The sequence below is a fragment of the Microbulbifer echini genome, assembly GCF_041447225.1.
Classification (GTDB): Bacteria; Pseudomonadota; Gammaproteobacteria; order Pseudomonadales; family Cellvibrionaceae; genus Microbulbifer; species Microbulbifer echini.
In genome coordinates this window covers 124,625-142,122 of sequence record NZ_JBGMEL010000004.1, presented here as the reverse complement: position 1 = coordinate 142,122, position 17,498 = coordinate 124,625, and the positions used below count along the sequence as shown (strand labels likewise).

The window sequence follows — 17,498 nt, the reverse complement described above, 5'->3', positions numbered from 1 at the left end:
CCTGAGAAAAACATAGTTAGCTAGGCGTATAAATATACTGGCAATAAATCAATAACCCCATTTCAATAGCTTTTCGCCCGTATAAAGCTGGTGCCGATAGAACAAGCGGAGGTGTTTCACTGAGCCTGTGCCCCTCTTAAATCATATAAATTCACTAGCAGGCTGGTTTATAAGGCTAAGGGCGGCGAATTTCTGAGAAATAACACGAAGTCGTTCAGCTCCAACCCCCTGTAATTGTCCTTGTAGCCTGTCGCAATCCACTCTTTCTTACATCTACCGGGGATAAACCTGACTTTCACGCTAGCTTTGCGCATAATCCCTGCTCAGATTTAATAATTACATACAGCAAACACAATCATGTTGAGGGCTGAGACAGTGGAAAGCGAGACTCCCAAACTCCGCGAAGCGGACCCAGGTATCCTCGCCGCGGTAGTGCGCGCCCAACTGGTGGGCGCCCAGGCAGCAGGGCTGGACTGCCAACAGCTGCTTAGGGATAGCGGGATAGATCCCGCCCAGCTTGAAGACTCCGACAGCCGAGTCGGGCGCGAGCAGATGGCTAGCCTGCTGCGTCTGGAGTGGGATTTACTGAATGATGAGTCCGGAGGCTTCCTGGCTCGTCCCTGGCTGCCCGGCACCTTCGCAATGATGGGCCATGCCTGCATCAGCTGCCCAAACCTGCGCCGCGCCCTGCTCCGCTCCGCGCGCTTTATCAGCATGGTCAGTGACGACCTGCACATCAAGCTGGTGGAAGACGGCGAGGAAGCCAGACTGATTATCCACCATAGCAACGATAAACAACTGCCCAACCAGATCTTTGTGGAGTCTATCGCGGTTATCTGGTTGCGTTTTTTCAGCTGGCTGATCGATCGTACCATCCTGCTCGAGCGTGTTTTACTGGCCTTCCCACCGCCAGATTACAACGAAGATTACAGCGATATGTTCCCCTGTCGGCACTACTTCAATCAGGCCGAAACCTGTTTAGTGTTTAATACCCGCTATCTACAAATGCCTTTAGTGCGAGACGAGCAGCAGCTGGCGGACTTCCTTTCCAGAGCGCCAGAGTGTCTGCTCACCCAGTACAAATCCGATCATAGTTTTACCGGCCGCATCCGCCGTATGCTGCAGCAGCAAAACAGCATAGAAAATCTCTCCCTCGACGATGTGGCCGCTCGCCTTTACACCTCGCCACAAACACTGCGCAGGCGCCTTAAAGATGAAGGAAACAGTTGGCAGGATATCAAGGATTCAGTGCGCCGCGATATGGCGGTTTTCCAGCTAAAGCAACAGGAAACCGCAGTAGCGGAAATTGCCGAACGACTCGGCTTTTCTGAGCCTAGTGCCTTCAATCGCGCCTTTAAGAAGTGGACCGGCCTCGCCCCCGGTGCCTACCGAGAAAAATTTCGCAGCTGCTAAATAGCCCTGTTTTTTGCCGATTAATGAATCCGAAAAACTCTTTTCCTCATTAAAAAGCCCTGCCAAAAAGCAGGGCTTTTTTGATTTCCTCGGGAATGAAAAGATTGACCTACTGAGTAGTTACCACCCGTACACTAATTCGCTCATTCTGAGCTTTTTTCTGCGTATTTTGCCCAGGTTCATCTCCTGCGAGCGGCTTCGCCGATCCCATTCCAGTGGCTGTAATACGATTGGCCGCAATCCCTTTTTGTAATAGTATTTCCCGTACTACGTCTGCTCGCTCCTGGGAAATTTCCTGCTCCCGGATTTCATTACCCTCGCCCTGCACATGCCCCTCAATTGCGACGGTGAGCTTGGGGTTTTCCTGCATTATTTTGGCCAGTGCACGGATATCAGCCGCATTGGGATTTAGGATTTTTGCAGTGCGCGCCTCAAACTTCACCTCCAGGGGAAATTCCTGGTTGGGATCACGATCGAAACTCTTCAGATAGTCGCTGAGGTTACTGGTGAACTTATCCGGCCCCAGCTGCGCCTGGGCATTACGATCCGTGAGAGTAGTATCGTCCCCCGGTTGCGAAGGCGATTCCATAAAAGCCTGCTCCTGAGGGGTTTCGAGGGGCTGATCTGCAGGCCTCTCCTGCCTGCCCTTATCCATACACATATTTAAGGCGTAGAGGGCTACCAACACCAATAACAGCGGAAAAAACCAGCTGCTGAAACTGACGGGTTTCTTTTTTTCTCCACTTCCATGTAGCGCCTGCTCCCGCGGCTCTTGAGGCTTGGCGTGGCCATGGGTGACCAGAGAGGCTCCCAATTCATCGAAGCCCTGTACATCCAGGGCATCCAAAAGCGCATCGGGAATTTTATTGCGCAAAAACTCTCGCTGGCCAATTAAAAATGAGGCCAGATCGGAAACATCCATTTTCTGCGATTTTACCTGTGCGCCTAACAGCGCTGCGACTAGGGGAAGTACTAGTTTTAGGAGTCTCCCGCCTCCATTACCGGGCACCTCTGTGGTGGCGACTTTTGTGACCTCCTCCACCCGTGTACCAAACACCTTTTGCAGCATCTCAGTGCCAACCGGCAGTGTAGATGCAAGTTTTTCCCTATTCGAAAACTTATTTGTAATATCTGTGAGGTCCGCCGCTTCACTTCCAGTGATTAAATTAAACAAGTAAGCCATACCAGTCTTACTACTGGCCTTGTTCAACATGCCCGCCAGGACAAATGCGACACCCGTATCCAGTGCTGATTGACCTTTGTCTGCCGGAAGGTCGAGTTCCGAAGCCAGGGTACCAATACCCGAGGCACCCAGCTGACTCGCCGCCAGTTCCAGTAGATTCTCCGCCATAGTCAACCCTCACTGCTTATTAAACGCAAGCCGCCCCAAGGTAACGCCAGTGAAAACTCAACACAGGTAAAAAGTTTTCATTGAGGGCTTTAGCCTGTTTCAAACCTGGACCAAAAAGGCTATTGCGATCTTAATACGCACCAATCAGCCCTTTTTCTTGGCCGAAAATAAAAAATAAAGCGCCTTATTTGAGTGTACGGCAGTCCAATCATCGAGTTAGTTTGATTTGAAATAAATAAAGTTAAAAACTTAACCGAGTTATTAATTGCTGCTGACACCCGCGTCACCGTCCCTGGCGTCTTTCATCATTGCGCCAACGCCTCACACAACTATGGTTGTACCCACAAGCAATAATAAAGAGGCCATAACCGTGCCCAAAGAAGCCTATATCTACGATGCAATCCGCACGCCCCGCGGCAAAGGAAAACCCAGCGGCGCGCTGCATGAAGTCAAACCTATCACCCTACTCTCCGGCCTATTGCGCGAACTACAGCAACGCAGCCAGTTGGATACCGCTCAGGTCGATGATGTCGTGATGGGATGTGTGACCCCCATCGGTGAGCAGGGCGCCGATATCGCCAAAGTGGCCGCTCTTAGTGCCGGCTGGGATTGGGATATCGGTGGCGTCACTCTCAACCGTTTTTGTGCCTCTGGCGCCGAGGCCGTGAATTTAGCCGCCGCCAAGGTTCGTTCCGGGTGGGAACAACTGGTCGTGGCCGGTGGTGTGGAATCCATGTCGCGTGTTCCTATGGGTAGTGACGGCGGTGCCTGGGCTATGGACCCGCAAACGGCCATCGAAACCGGTTTTGCTCCCCAGGGTATCGGGGCAGACCTAATCGCCACCCTGGGAAGCTTCTCACGAGAAGATGTGGATAACTTCGCCCTGCACTCCCAACGCAAGGCAGCAGCGGCATGGCAGAGAAAGGCTTTCGCCAAATCCATTATCCCGGTGCGGGATCAGAACGGTCTGATGCTGCTCGACCACGATCAACTGGTGCGCCCGGATACCTCCATGGATGGGCTGGCCAACCTCAACCCCTCTTTTGCCGCAATGGGCGACCTCTGTTTTGATAGCGTGGCAATTTCCCGTTATCCCCAGGTGGAATCCATCGACCATGTGCACACCGCCGGTAACTCCTCAGGCATAGTCGACGGTGCTGCTGCCATTCTTGTTGGCAATGAACAGGCCGGGCGGGACCTAGGCCTGACACCACGTGCACGAATCATCTCCGCTGCCGTAGTCGGGACCGATCCCACCATCATGCTGACAGGCCCTGCCCCCTCCGCACAAAAAGCCCTCAAGGCGGCTGGTCTGAGCGCCCAGGATATCGACCTGTACGAAGTCAATGAGGCCTTCGCCGCGGTGGTACTGCGCTTCCAGCATGAACTGGATATCGATCCGCAAAAAATCAATGTGAACGGTGGCGCCATTGCTATGGGTCACCCTCTCGGGGCTACGGGTGCCATGCTCATCGGGACGGTACTCGATGAATTGGAACAACGACAATTACGTTACGGCCTGGTGACCCTGTGTGTGGGTGGCGGCATGGGCGTGGCAACCATTATCGAAAGGGTGTAGGGGAGCAAACATGAAATCTATCCGCCTGGAAACAGACAGTGACAACATCGTCCATCTGATTATGGACAATCCCAATGCCTCGGCGAATGTAATGGACCGGGATTTCAGCGACTCCCTCCAGTCCGCAATTGAGCAACTGAAGCAAAAAGATTTCTCCGGCATCATCGTGCGTTCGGCCAAAAAAACTTTCTTTGCTGGTGGTGATCTCAAATCCCTCTACGCCGCCAAAAAGACTGAAGCCAAAGCATTTTTTGCTTCCTGTGAGGCACTCAAAGCTAACTTGCGTTGGCTGGAAACCCAGGGCAAACCCGTCGTGGCAGCGATCAATGGCGCCGCACTCGGCGGCGGTTGGGAAATTGCCCTTAGCTGTCACCACCGCATTGCCTTAGAAGATCACTCAGTAAAAATTGGATTACCGGAAGTCACCCTCGGCCTGTTGCCCGGAGGCGGCGGCTGTATACGGATGCCCCGCCTGCTGGGCATTCAAAATGCGCTGCCTTTCCTCTTGGAGGGCAAGCAGGTGCGCGCTAAGCAAGCCCAAGAAAGTGGCCTAATTCAACAGACAGCCACCGATACAGAGGACCTATTGAATAAGGCCCGCACCTTTATCCAAGAAAACAGCCACGAGTCACTACAGCAACCCTGGGATAAACCCGGCTACCGTATACCCGGCGGGGATGCCAAAAACCCGAAAAATGCCCAGCTTTTGATGGTCGCACCGGCCATGCTAGAGAAAAAAACTCGCGGTTGCCTACCCGCCCCCGAGGCAATTTTGGCGACCGTGGTCGAGGGTTCCCAAGTAGATTTTGATACCGCGACTCGTATTGAGTCCCGTTATTTTGTCGACCTTGCTTGCGGTCAAGTAGCAAAAAATATGATTGGTACCTTCTGGTTTGCCCTCAACGAATTAAAAGATGGAGCCTCTCTACCCCAATCCGCGCGCCAATCGGAAACAACTCCCATTCGAAAAATCGGCATCCTCGGAGCTGGAATGATGGGCTCGGCAATTGCCTATGCCTGTGCCAGTAAAGGTATTGAGGTGGTCCTGAAGGATATTTCCAAAGAAGCGGCACAGAATGGCAAAGGCTATGCCGAAAACGCCCTGCAAAAGCGCTTGGCCCGCGGTCGCACTGACGAAGCACGCATGCAGGCCATTTTGTCCCGCATATTCCCTACTGACAATGCTAGTGACCTAAGCGGGTGCGAACTGGTCATTGAAGCTGTATTTGAGGACCGGGGGCTAAAGGCCCAAGTAACTCGCGAAGCTGAAACTCAGCTAAATAGCAGCGCGATCTTTGCATCCAATACTTCGACCCTACCGATCACCGGCCTGGCCGAAGCTTCCGAGCGACCAAATAATTATATCGGCATGCATTTTTTCTCCCCGGCAGACAAAATGCCACTGGTTGAAATTATCTGCGGTGAAGCAACCAGCGATGAAACGCTGGCACAAGCCTTCGCCTTTGTTTTGCAAATCGGTAAAACTCCCATTGTTGTCAACGACAGTCGCGGTTTCTTCACCTCAAGAGTATTTGGCTGCTATACCAATGAAGGAATAGGCATGCTAAGTGAAGGGATTAATCCAGCAACTATTGAAAATGCTGCATCCCTGGTTGGGTTCCCGGTAGGGCCACTGGCTGTAAGCGACGAAGTATCACTTACCTTGATGGGAAGAATTCGCCAACAGACAATAAAAGACCTACAAAAAGAGGGTAAAAGCATCCCCACGCACTCAGCGGAGGCCGTTATTGATCATATGCTGGAGCTCGGCCGTTCCGGCAAGGCCGCCGGTGGAGGTTTTTATTCATATCCCGAAGAGGGGAAAAAACATCTGTGGCAGGGACTACAACAGGAGTTTCCACCGGCCAAGCAACCCCCAGTCGAGGATATCCAAGAAAGACTGCTGTTTATTATGGCGATCGAGACATTGCGTTGCTACGAAGAAAAGGTATTGCGCAGTGTACGGGAAGCCAATATAGGTTCTATTTTTGGTATTGGCTTCCCCCCCTGGACTGGTGGGGCGCTGCAGTACATTAACCAATATGGTATTGAAGCCTTTATACAGCGTGCGCAAAGGCTCACTGAAGCCTATGGCGAAAGATTTTCACCGCCAGAAATTTTGATGACACTTGCCGAATCCAAACAGGACTTGAACGATATCAAATAATGTACCAAGCGACATAAAACACCAAGAACCGCTGATCACTGTGGCAAATGACCGGATTGTCAAAGTTAGACAACACACACCGCAATAGCCCAGTTACAGCGGGTTTGAAATTGCATAGCAGCTCCAAACCCCTAGGTGTTACGTGCAGGTCTACAATTCCAGATAATAAAAAATAATGATGGAGTAAAGGATGATACCGAGGACTGTTTACAACGAGGATCACGAACAATTTCGCGATACCGTACGGAAATTTCTCGAGAAAGAGGCCATCCCCTTCCACGGTCAATGGGAGAAAGATGGACAGGTAGATCGTGCCCTGTGGAATAAAGCTGGAGAAATGGGCTTTTTATGCCCTCAGATATCGGAAGCTTACGGCGGCCTGGAGCTCGACTACGGCTACAATTCTATTATCGATGAAGAAATCGCCCGAGCAGGGCTTTCGGGCATTGGCTGGGGCCTACATTCCAATATTGCTGTACCTTATATTATTAACTACGGCACAGAAGAACAAAAAAAGAAATACCTTCCTAAGTGTATCAGCGGCGAAATTGTCACGGCCATTGCTATGACGGAACCCGGTGCCGGCTCCGACTTACAAGGCGTAAAGACAACCGCAATCAAAAAGGGCGATCATTATCTACTTAATGGCTCTAAAACCTTTATCACCAATGGACAACACGCCGACCTCGTTATTGTCGTTGCAAAAACGGACCCCTCCGAAGGGGCTTCTGGTGTTAGCCTGCTATTGGTCGATGCCCAATCTGCAGGGTTTCAAAAAGGAAGTAATCTAGAAAAAATTGGGATGAAAGCCCAGGATACTTCGGAGCTTTTCTTTGATGATGTCGAAGTACCGGTAGAAAACCTCTTGGGTGCAGAGGGGCAGGGCTTTATTTATTTAATGCAGGAATTACCTCAAGAAAGACTGAGCGTTTCAATATTTGCTGTATCCAATTCCGAAGCGGCTTTACAGTGGACAATTGACTACGTACGTGAACGCAAGGCGTTTGGCAAGCCAATTGCCGCTTTTCAAAACACTCAATTCAAGTTAGCAGAAATGGATAGTGAACTCACCGCTCTTAGAGTCTTTGTAGATCGCTGCCTGGAACTGCACTACGAAAAAAAATTGGATATTGCCACTGCTGCTAAAGCCAAATTGCTCACCACTGACTTTCAGTGCAAATTGTTAGATGAGTGTGTACAGCTACACGGTGGCTTTGGATATATGTGGGAGTACCCCATTGCCCGCTCTTGGGCTGATGCCAGAGTCCAGCGTATCTATGCGGGTACCAATGAAATTATGAAACTTATTATTTCCCGCGAAATCTTGCGAGAAATCTAACTCCTGACTGATTACCGGCAAGTAGTCTGCTTGCCGGTAACTTCCGACTGCGCAATACACCACAATTTATTTTCGCATATTTTGGGTGTGGAACTTTATTAGGGCAGTTCTATTGCGCCATAGCACTCTAATCAATACAGACAAATAATTTATGGACGACAATAAAACCCCTCTTCAGGGGCTTAACATCTTGGACTTTACAACCCTTCTACCAGGTCCTTACGCAACTATGTTATTGGCCGATATGGGCGCAGAGATTCTGCGAATTGAATCCCCAACACGCCCTGACATGTTGCGCGGCCTACCCCCGATACTGGATACTGAAAATCCAGTATCCGCTGCACACGCCACAATTAATCGCAATAAAAAATCCCTGGCGCTGGACCTAAAAACCCCTGAAGCAAAGGAAATAATTCGCCGCCTCCTAGAGAAATACGATATTGTTGTCGAGCAATTCCGTCCCGGCGTAATGGAAAAATTAGGACTCGGATACGAAATACTCCGAGCAATCCGTCCAGATATTATCTACTGCTCAATCACCGGCTATGGGCAAAACGGCCCCCTAAAGCAGCAGGCCGGCCACGATATCAATTACTTGGCTCGTTCAGGCCTGGCCAGCTACTCCGGTCGAAATAAAACTGGCCCCAGCCTCAGCGGTATGCAAATAGCCGATATAGCCGGAGGCTCCCATCACGCAGTTATGGCAATTCTCGCCGCAGTATATAAGCGCACACGAACCAATTGTGGTGTATATATCGATATCAGCATGACTGACTGCGCCTTCGCCCTGAACGCCATAAGTGGCGCTAATGCTCTGGCTGGCAGTTGTGACCCACAATTGGAAATGGAACTGCTCAATGGTGGCAGCTTTTACGATTACTATCGCACAGCAGATAATCGCTACCTGGCTGTAGGCAGCCTGGAACCACAGTTCGCCAAGGCTTTTTTTTCTGGAATAGGTCATCCAGAATGGATTAGTCGTGTACTGGAAGCCGATCAACAGGAACAATTAAAACAGGACATCACCGACACAATAGTTAAACGTAATCTTAGAGAATGGACAGATATTTTTGACGGTAGTGATGTCTGTGTGGAGCCCGTACTCAAATTCAGCGAGGCCGCCGAAAGCAAATTGATTCAAGATCGGAAAATGCTATGCTTAGCAACTACATCTCACGGAAATACCATCCGGCAAATAAATACCCCCTTTAATTTTAATGGCAAAAAAAACCACCAACATATAGCCGGAGGCCCCCTAGGTGAACACAATCAGACTATTTTACAGGCTCTCGGATACGAATCAGACGAGATTGAGCAAATTTCTTCTCAAGACATAGCTACCTGAAGCAATATTTCCATATTGAGTATAATGACAGCCCCCTTAGCGGATCCTGCTTTCATAGGAAGCCTAGCCTATCTAACAAGCTATTACCTACCGCCAATAGGCTAACGCAAAATAGCTTTTTAAAGGGGGAAACGGGAAACTATAGAGAACAAACATAAATTAATTGGCGAAGCAAATATCTGAAAATACCAATGTAATATTGAGAACTACAGATGAGGATTAAGGGTATTACCATACAATCAACAATTTTGATAAAAATTTTCAGTTGTTTTGGCTAGGTTGATGCGATCGATAAATTTTTTAAGCAGAGCTTATCTCGCTTAACAGATTACGAGTACTCCTGGATAGTTCGACTCGTAGTAAATAGGCTCGAATCATTAAAATGGGCAAGACCACAGGGTTGAAAGTATTACATTCGAATTGAGTAAATTTACAGCTACACGTTTATATCAAACCCGTTTGCTTTAACGGCCAGGTAATTGTCCAGATTTATAAAAAATCATTTGCGGACTATAAAAATTGATAGATTTCCCTAAATCCGGATCTTGCCCCCCTTTTCAAGCCAAAACTAACCATTAAATCAGTGTCTTCCCATTTTTACCGGGGAGGCGATAGACTCTAAGACTTGGTCACTTTCAAATGGAACACCAGTAGAATTGGAATATCTGGTCAGCATATTGAACCAGCTTAAAAGAAATATTGCCCGGCAAGCCCTATCATAAGATCCATAATGCTCCACAAAGGCTCGCACTGAATCCTCTGTCATTTTTGCATCATTTGTAATTTCATCACAGGCTTTGCAAAGTATCTGATACCAAGTTTCCAATGGGCTGACATCCTCAGAGAGGACTATATCTACAATTTCCTGTGGCAGCGATGCCGTCTTTTTGTGAAAATTAATTTAATACTGTGAGTTGTTGTCTTTACAAACTCTATAAAGCATAACTTCCCGATCGTCATCAGGCAGGTAATCATCACTAAACAGTGCTGAAACTACGGAATATATTTCAGGGGCAATTCCAGTTCTGGCAAGCATAACAGCAATATTTACCGGCGGAAGCCCACTCAAAAGCTCTTGGGTCTTACCATCAAAATCTTGCACCGAAGCCAACGGTATTCTATTCATACAACACCTCACCAATGACTAATCAGACAACCTAAAGGACATTAACCTAGATCATACACATTCCTTAGAGTTTAGGATGAATTCAAGATTTAGACACCCATTACCAATTCCGACTCTACCTGAGGCCATCTTCGATTCTTGGATCATTATCTATATCAGATAATGAAGGTAGTGCGCTTTTGAAAAAGCAATACTATTTATCGCACAGAAATTTATTAGGCTGTTTTTATAGCCCCCTTTATATTATTGGTTATCGGTAAATTCTCATCGACACACATTAAAAGAGCTAACTGAATATACTTCCGCAGTAATTAATAGATGATTGCATAACCCTGCCCTATCAAACTCCATGCTTACATCTATGGCTGACCACATACAGCATCAGCTTAAGATGCTGTAAGCCCCTAAATTACACCATTTCATTCCATATATTCAAAATATGTAAGTAAAGGTAATTAGAAATTTAGTACTACAGGTTTTTAAATAGGTCTTCACTTAGACCATAGACAGTTTATCCAAGGGCCATCATCCCAAAATACTTGGATCTGGACACCATAATGAAGGCTTCTTGCATCTTCCTAGATAGTTTACTATTCTATGTATCTTCAAGAACTCTTTACAAGCCCAAGTACTTTTTCAACATCCCATTCTAGAGCCTATTACGCCAATGAACTAAGCCCTGCACAACACTGGAAATGAACCCGTTTTCTATTGCGGAACTATTTTATCCTGTGCAGGTGGCGTAATTTTAACAGGCAATTCTAAAACCCAATAAATATATTGCGCCACCCATTCCGATCGTCGGAGGGCCATATGACGGCTATTTGTACTCTTGAGAATCTCTCATTGGCATTTGGAGGTACACCTTTATTCCTAAAAATAAATTCAGAGTTACCTGCCGGCATAACCGGTCTAGTGGCACCCAATGGCGGGGGGAAATCCACACTTCTAAAGGTACTCTCTTCCCAAATCCCTATTGATAGCGGTCATTTTACATGGAAAAAACCAAACCATCTGGTGCGGCAGTTTTATAACCTATCCAGTTTCAAGATTGTTGATTTCCTGGAGAAGGGACAACTTTGGAAATTATTTACGCGTATTGAACAAGGTCTTGCTACTGAAGAAGACTTCGCAGCCGTTGCAGATTACTGGCATATACCCTTAACCTGGCAGCGGCAGCTGGAATCAGTAGAAATTACAGCACCGCTGGATACCCCAATCGAACACCTTAACGGCGGGCAAAGAACGAGATTATTTCTCTCCCATGCATTCTCCAAAAAAAATCACTACCTTCTATTGGATGAGCCCAGTAATCATCTTGACCGGGAAGGCAGGGAATGGTTACGCAATAGCTTAATGCAACACCCAGGAGGAGCTTTGGTAGCCAGTCATGATCGAGAACTATTGGAATATGTAAACCAGATATTCGAACTACACCAACAAGGTCTTAGACTTTACGGCGGTGGGTATAGCTCTTATCAGCACAGACGCAATATTGAGCAGGCAGCTTTGTTACAAAAGGCCCAAGATAATCATAAAGAGCTTCGGCAGATAAACAGGATAAAGCAACTCTCTATACAAAAATTCGCAGAAAGACAGCGGCAAGGTGAAAGTAAGCGAAACTCCCAAAGTAAAAGTTTACTTGATGCACAGAAGAATCGTGCGGGTCGAGGTTTTGGGAAAGTAAAGCGTCGACTTGAGCAACGTCAATTAAATTTGGAGATAAGGCAAGATGCATTACAAGCTAGATCCAGGAAAGAAACCTATAGATTAAAGCCACAGAAACTTGATATCAAAACCGATGATTTACGCGGGGGAAGACGACTGCACCTGGAGAATATATGCCTTCCCCGTGGTAGCCATAAAGATCCAATTTCCCTGACCCTTCAAAGTGGAGATCGCTGGCAGGTCACAGGAAGCAACGGAAGTGGAAAATCAACCCTTCTTAAGATTATCGCGGGTCAACTCAAGGCTAAAAAGGGAGTTTGCCAGCATTATGGCAATTATTGTTATCTGGATCAGGACCTTAGCTTTCTCAACAAGAGTTTATCTGCTTTGAGTAACCTTAATCACCTATATCCTGGCCGTAGTGAGGGACACTGGCGCACAATGTTAGCGACTATGCGCCTAAGGGGTGATTTGGCGTTGCGTCCTCTAAAAGACTTAAGTGGCGGAGAACAGTTAAAAGTGGCACTGCTTGCAGCCACACGTGGCAACCCCACTACAGATCTGCTACTACTGGACGAACCGGATAATTACCTGGACCTGGATTCCCGCAGACTTCTTGAGAAGGCACTTGTAGGGTTCCCCGGAACTTTTCTATTGGTTTCGCATGATCCTATTTTTATTGAAGCGATAGGCGTCAACGGCCAATATAAACTTGAATAGTAAAATGACCAACTATATGGCTACCAAAGAGAGGTCGTACCTGTGAAAACTCTTCGGCTGATTCTTGGAGACCAACTCAACTACAAGCACTCCTGGTATCGTAATGACGATCAGAGCATATATTACTTCATCGCTGAGATGCGCCAAGAAACAGATTACGTTGTTCACCATATTCAAAAAGTAACGGCCTTCTTTGAAGCCATGCGGGAATTTTCGGCATGGCTAAAATCTCGCAAGAAACAAATTATATACTACCAGCTCCAAGACAAACAGAACCAGCAAGACCTATCAAAAAATATTAAAAATCTAATAGAAAACTACGGATTCGAGAAATTTGAATATCAATTACCCGACGAATATCGACTGGATCATCAGCTAAAAACATTATGCACAAAGCTTAAAATAGACTTTGAAACCTATGATACCGAACACTTTCTTACCAAAAGAGAGGACTTGACAGAATTCTTCAAAGGCAAAAAAAGTCTTTTAATGGAAAGCTTCTACCGTCATATGCGCAAGAAGCACAAGATCTTGATAATTGGTGACGAAACCCCAGAAGGAGGAAAGTGGAACTACGACCAAACCAATCGGAAAAAATGGAAGAAAAACATCAAAATTCCGCATCAATATCAATTCCGCAAATCAGTATCTGCAACATTCAATCGTATTGTTAAATCTGGCATAAAAACTCTGGGGAAAATTGATCCGGAACACTTCCCATGGCCAATTAACCGCAAAGATAGCTTAAAAATGCTTCACCATTTTTGTAAGTATTTATTGCCACATTTTGGTGACTATCAGGATGCCATGGACCCAAAGGAAGTTTACCTTTTCCATAGCCGCTTAAGTTTCTCCCTCAATAGTAAGATGCTTAATCCCTTAGAAGTTATAGAAGCGGTCATTGGCCAATGGGAATGTAATAAAGAGGTTATTCACATCAATCAGGTTGAAGGGTTTATTCGTCAGATACTCGGCTGGCGTGAATATATGCGTGGTATCTATTGGAGAGAAATGCCACATTATAGAAAGCAGAATAAATTACAGAACTCTAAACCGCTTCCCGCTTTCTACTGGGATGCAGATACGGATATGAATTGCCTGCACCAAACCATCAAAAATAGCCTGCAGCACGCCTATGCTCACCATATCCAACGTCTGATGATTACCGGCAACTTCGCCCTGCTAACCCAGACTAATCCGGACCAAGTTGAAGCTTGGTACCTAGGAATCTATATAGACGCCATAGAGTGGGTAGAAATGCCTAATACGAGAGGTATGAGCCAGTATGCTGATGGCGGCCTAGTTGCCACTAAACCTTACATTAGTAGTGGTGCTTACATCAATAAAATGAGTAATTACTGTAGTGAATGCCGGTATAATGTAAAAGAAAGGATTGGCAATGATGCATGTCCCTTTAACAGCCTCTACTGGAATTTTCTCCTAAAAAAGCGCAGTCATTTCAACAAAAATCCGAGGATGGCTATGATGCTAAGCCTCTTAAATAAACTCACCTTCAGTGAAAAAAAAGACATTCAAAATCACGCCGATCGGTTTATAAAGTCTTTACAGATTGATTAGCATTACTTTTTTAAATTCAAACACTAAAAACATTTAAAATCTTGCTTCACCCCCGCCCAGAAAACCTGACTGTGAGCTTTAAAGATATAGCCAATCTTTACCTTTTACGAACTCTAAAGATAAGACTATCAAATTAACCCCAAAAATCTTTCAGCATAGGCTAAAAAATTAAGTGGTTTTTAAGAGTCACTCGCCCTAGGTGCCGGGGATAGGAATGTAAATAAAACTATTTTAGAACTATTTACGAAACTTTATTTAACCTAACCTTCCAGGCGACAAAGAGTACTTGGAAGGCGGCAAATTAATATCTGATTCCCGGTGAGCTTTATTTAAACATCAACTCTGGATTCAGCATTGTCTTCATTTCCAAAACATTACCGTTTGGATCTTCAATAAAGAAGGTTTCCTGCTCATACTCACTACCCACAAAGCGACGGTAAGGCTTATCCAGGTATTCCAGGCCAGCCTCTTCGATACGACCTTTGAGTGCCTGGAACTCATCTTCCGGTAAGTGAATGCCAAAATGAGGAACCGCAACCGCTCCCATATCCACTTTGTGGCGCACATTTGGCAGCTTTTCTTCACTTTGATGCAGAGTCAGTTCATTGCCCCAGAAATCGATATCAACCCAGCGCCCTTCTTCACCGTTTCCGGTTTTACAGCCGAGTACATCGCAATAAAAAATTTTCGTGGTCGCCAAATCCCCAGCAGGGATGGCAAGGTGTAGACAATTAGATTTCATAAAACCTCCAGACTTTGCCTGCTCCTGAGAGAAATCAAAAAATTGATAGTCTGGCACTTATACCTCATTAGTACTCCAACCCTCAATTCCCTGAGAGCAGCAATATTAGCCTTGCCACCCAAACTCCCCAAAGGATACAAATAAGATCAATTGATCCGTTCATTATTTAAATTAAATTGGTCGCTTTATTGTTTGGCGACCTTTTGCCGGGGGATTCCCATCACCAGACGGTCATAAAGCTACTTTGACCTTAACTACAGAATCTGGATTTGAATAGTATACAAATGTATATCATCGTATCCCACCCAAGAGTGGAATATCCTCCTAGCCAGACGACACACTTTAACACAGGTATTTCAATAAATAATAATGTGGTCAAGGTTATGACCAGATGTAAGACAGCGTATCTCTTCGCGGTAGCCACTGAGAAGTTAGTACTCGCTTAGAGCTTACCCACCATTTCCCCCCCGACGGATTCCACTTTAAGCTCTAGGCTACTGGGTCAACCTCTATACCACTGGGCCTGCTCAATTATTGAACATATTCCTCGACACCCCCGCTCTAAATCCTTATAGTGCGCCCCCCGCAGTACGCCTCCAATTTTGGCGAAGCTGGTTTACCAGTGCCCACTTGCAAGCTCCAGGAATACGCCCTTGATCACCACCGCAAATATCACCATGCAGTTTGGTGCCCAGCCACTGTTTGAAAACATCTCGGCAAAGTTCGGCAATGGCAACCGCTATGGCCTTATTGGGGCCAATGGATGTGGTAAGTCGACCTTTATGAAGATTCTGAGCGGGGCCCTGGCACCCTCAGCTGGTAATGTATCCATTGCGCCTGGATGTACCCTGGGCACCTTGAGCCAGGACCAGTTTGCCTTTGAAGAGTACACTGTGGTCGATGCGGTCATTATGGGAGATGTCCGCCTGTGGGAAATAAAGCAGGAGCGTGACCGCATATACTCGCTGCCGGAAATGAGCGAAGAAGACGGTATGCGCGTAGCCGAATTGGAAGTCCAATTTGCTGAGTTGGATGGCTATAGTGCAGAGAGTCGTGCTGGCGAAATTCTGTTGGAGGCCGGCATCGACGAGTCCCTACATTTTGGGCTTATGAGCCAGGTAGCTCCCGGTTGGAAGCTGCGGGTATTGCTCGCCCAGGCGCTCTTTGCCGATCCCGATATCTTGCTATTGGACGAACCGACCAATAACTTGGATATCCATACGATCAAATGGCTAGCTGATGTACTCAATCAGCGCAAAAGCACCATGATCATCATTTCTCACGATCGCCATTTCCTGAATTCTGTCTGCACGCATATGGCGGATATAGATTACGGCGAATTGCGAATTTTCCCCGGTAACTATGAGGACTTTGTTGCGGCCTCGACGTTGATACAGGATCAGCTGCACGCGGAGAATGCCAAGAAAAGTGCCGAGCTGGACGAGCTTCAGAGCTTTGTAAACCGCTTTTCAGCCAATGCCTCTAAGGCCAAGCAAGCCAGCTCCCGCGCGAAGAAGATGGAAAAAATCAAACTGGACGAAATCAAGCCCTCCAGTCGAGTGAGTCCTTATATTACATTTAACCAGTGTAAAAAATTGCACCGCCAAGCACTGACCCTGGAGGGACTATCTCACGGTTTTGAAAGTGAAGTGCTATTTAAAGATGGGGAAATGCTACTCGAGGCCGGTGCTCGCTTGGCAATTATCGGAGAGAATGGCGTTGGCAAAACAACCTTCCTGCGCTGTCTGGTCAATGAGATCCAAGCCAACAGTGGTGATATCAAATGGTCGGAAAATGCCGCTATCGGCTATTGCCCACAAGACAGCAGTGCCGATTTCGACGGTGACCTAACGATATTTGAGTGGATGTCCCAGTGGCGCACGCCCAAGCACGATGACCTGGCTGTGCGAGGTATTCTGGGCCGGCTGTTATTTACTGCAGATGATTCCAACAAGAAGGCCCAGGTGTGCTCCGGCGGCGAGAAGAATCGCCTGCTGTTCGGCAAGCTCATGATGATGGACACCAATGTGCTAATCATGGACGAGCCAACCAACCACTTGGACATGGAGGCTATTGAGGCTTTGAACAAAGCACTGGAGAAATACGAGGGCACCCTGATTTTCGTGAGCCACGATCGCCAGTTTGTCTCATCCTTGGCAACCCGAGTTGTAGAAATCAAGGATCAGGCGCTGATCGACTTCCAGGGTACCTACGAAGAGTATCTGGCGCACCAGTCAAATGCAGAGCAACAGGTAGCCTGATTCTTCATGGGGGGAGGCAGGTTGAGGCTATCAACCCTCGTCCAGCTCCCCCCCTGTTTTCCCGACAAAAAGCACATCGCCAAGTACGTTCATTTACGGTAAGGCGTATGAACCCAAGACACCAAAGACAATAAAATCCGGTTACGGCTAGCTGAAGAGCTTCGCCCTCCCCCTTGCACACCAAAATCTTCGGAAAACCCACCTCAGGC

At 47.1% G+C, this 17,498-nt stretch carries 11 protein-coding genes; 8 read left to right on the top strand and 3 right to left on the bottom strand.

Annotated features, from left to right (window positions below; all coding sequences use genetic code 11):
• The first annotated feature begins 375 nt into the window (after nucleotides 1–375).
• Nucleotides 376–1,413, top strand: a complete 1,038-nt coding sequence (locus ACCI51_RS05695; RefSeq protein ID WP_299581355.1) for an AraC family transcriptional regulator — start codon at nucleotides 376–378, stop codon at nucleotides 1,411–1,413.
• A 109-nt stretch (nucleotides 1,414–1,522) separates the two neighbouring features.
• On the opposite strand, the gene ACCI51_RS05690 is transcribed toward ACCI51_RS05695, so the two are convergent.
• Nucleotides 1,523–2,764: an OmpA family protein gene (locus tag ACCI51_RS05690; protein WP_371842911.1), complete on the bottom strand. Its 1,242-nt coding sequence runs from the start codon at nucleotides 2,762–2,764 to the stop codon at nucleotides 1,523–1,525.
• A 370-nt stretch (nucleotides 2,765–3,134) separates the two neighbouring features.
• Between ACCI51_RS05690 and ACCI51_RS05685 the strand changes: the two genes are divergently transcribed.
• From ACCI51_RS05685 to ACCI51_RS05670, 4 genes are all read left to right on the top strand, one after another.
• On the top strand, nucleotides 3,135–4,343 hold the full coding sequence (locus tag ACCI51_RS05685) for an acetyl-CoA C-acetyltransferase (RefSeq protein ID WP_371842910.1): 1,209 nt from the start codon (nucleotides 3,135–3,137) through the stop codon (nucleotides 4,341–4,343).
• Nucleotides 4,344–4,353: 10 nt separating this feature from the next.
• Nucleotides 4,354–6,510 carry a 3-hydroxyacyl-CoA dehydrogenase NAD-binding domain-containing protein gene (locus ACCI51_RS05680; protein WP_371842909.1) on the top strand — a complete coding sequence of 719 codons (2,157 nt, stop codon included), beginning with the start codon at nucleotides 4,354–4,356 and terminating at the stop codon, nucleotides 6,508–6,510.
• Between the two features lie 190 nt (nucleotides 6,511–6,700).
• Nucleotides 6,701–7,849 carry an acyl-CoA dehydrogenase family protein gene (locus tag ACCI51_RS05675; protein WP_299581343.1) on the top strand — a complete coding sequence of 383 codons (1,149 nt, stop codon included), beginning with the start codon at nucleotides 6,701–6,703 and terminating at the stop codon, nucleotides 7,847–7,849.
• A 151-nt stretch (nucleotides 7,850–8,000) separates the two neighbouring features.
• Complete coding sequence (locus ACCI51_RS05670) at nucleotides 8,001–9,194, top strand: CaiB/BaiF CoA transferase family protein (protein ID WP_371842908.1); 1,194 nt, start codon at nucleotides 8,001–8,003, stop codon at nucleotides 9,192–9,194.
• Between the two features lie 901 nt (nucleotides 9,195–10,095).
• Here the strand turns inward: ACCI51_RS05670 and ACCI51_RS05665 are convergent.
• Nucleotides 10,096–10,320: a hypothetical protein gene (locus tag ACCI51_RS05665; RefSeq protein WP_371842907.1), complete on the bottom strand. Its 225-nt coding sequence runs from the start codon at nucleotides 10,318–10,320 to the stop codon at nucleotides 10,096–10,098.
• Nucleotides 10,321–11,133: 813 nt separating this feature from the next.
• Here ACCI51_RS05665 and ACCI51_RS05660 point away from each other — a divergent pair.
• Entirely contained in the window at nucleotides 11,134–12,708 is a 1,575-nt protein-coding gene (locus ACCI51_RS05660) for an ATP-binding cassette domain-containing protein (RefSeq protein WP_371842906.1), read from the top strand.
• 42 nt (nucleotides 12,709–12,750) lie between these two features.
• Complete coding sequence (locus ACCI51_RS05655; protein WP_299581331.1) at nucleotides 12,751–14,286, top strand: cryptochrome/photolyase family protein; 1,536 nt, start codon at nucleotides 12,751–12,753, stop codon at nucleotides 14,284–14,286.
• 325 nt (nucleotides 14,287–14,611) lie between these two features.
• Here the strand turns inward: ACCI51_RS05655 and ACCI51_RS05650 are convergent, their stop codons facing one another.
• Nucleotides 14,612–15,028 (bottom strand): VOC family protein, encoded by a 417-nt coding sequence (locus ACCI51_RS05650; protein ID WP_371842905.1) that lies wholly within the window; start codon nucleotides 15,026–15,028, stop codon nucleotides 14,612–14,614.
• A 653-nt stretch (nucleotides 15,029–15,681) separates the two neighbouring features.
• Here ACCI51_RS05650 and ACCI51_RS05645 point away from each other — a divergent pair.
• A complete protein-coding gene (locus tag ACCI51_RS05645; RefSeq protein WP_299581326.1) occupies nucleotides 15,682–17,289 on the top strand; it encodes an ABC-F family ATPase in 1,608 nt (535 codons plus the stop codon).
• Nucleotides 17,290–17,498 lie beyond the last annotated feature (209 nt).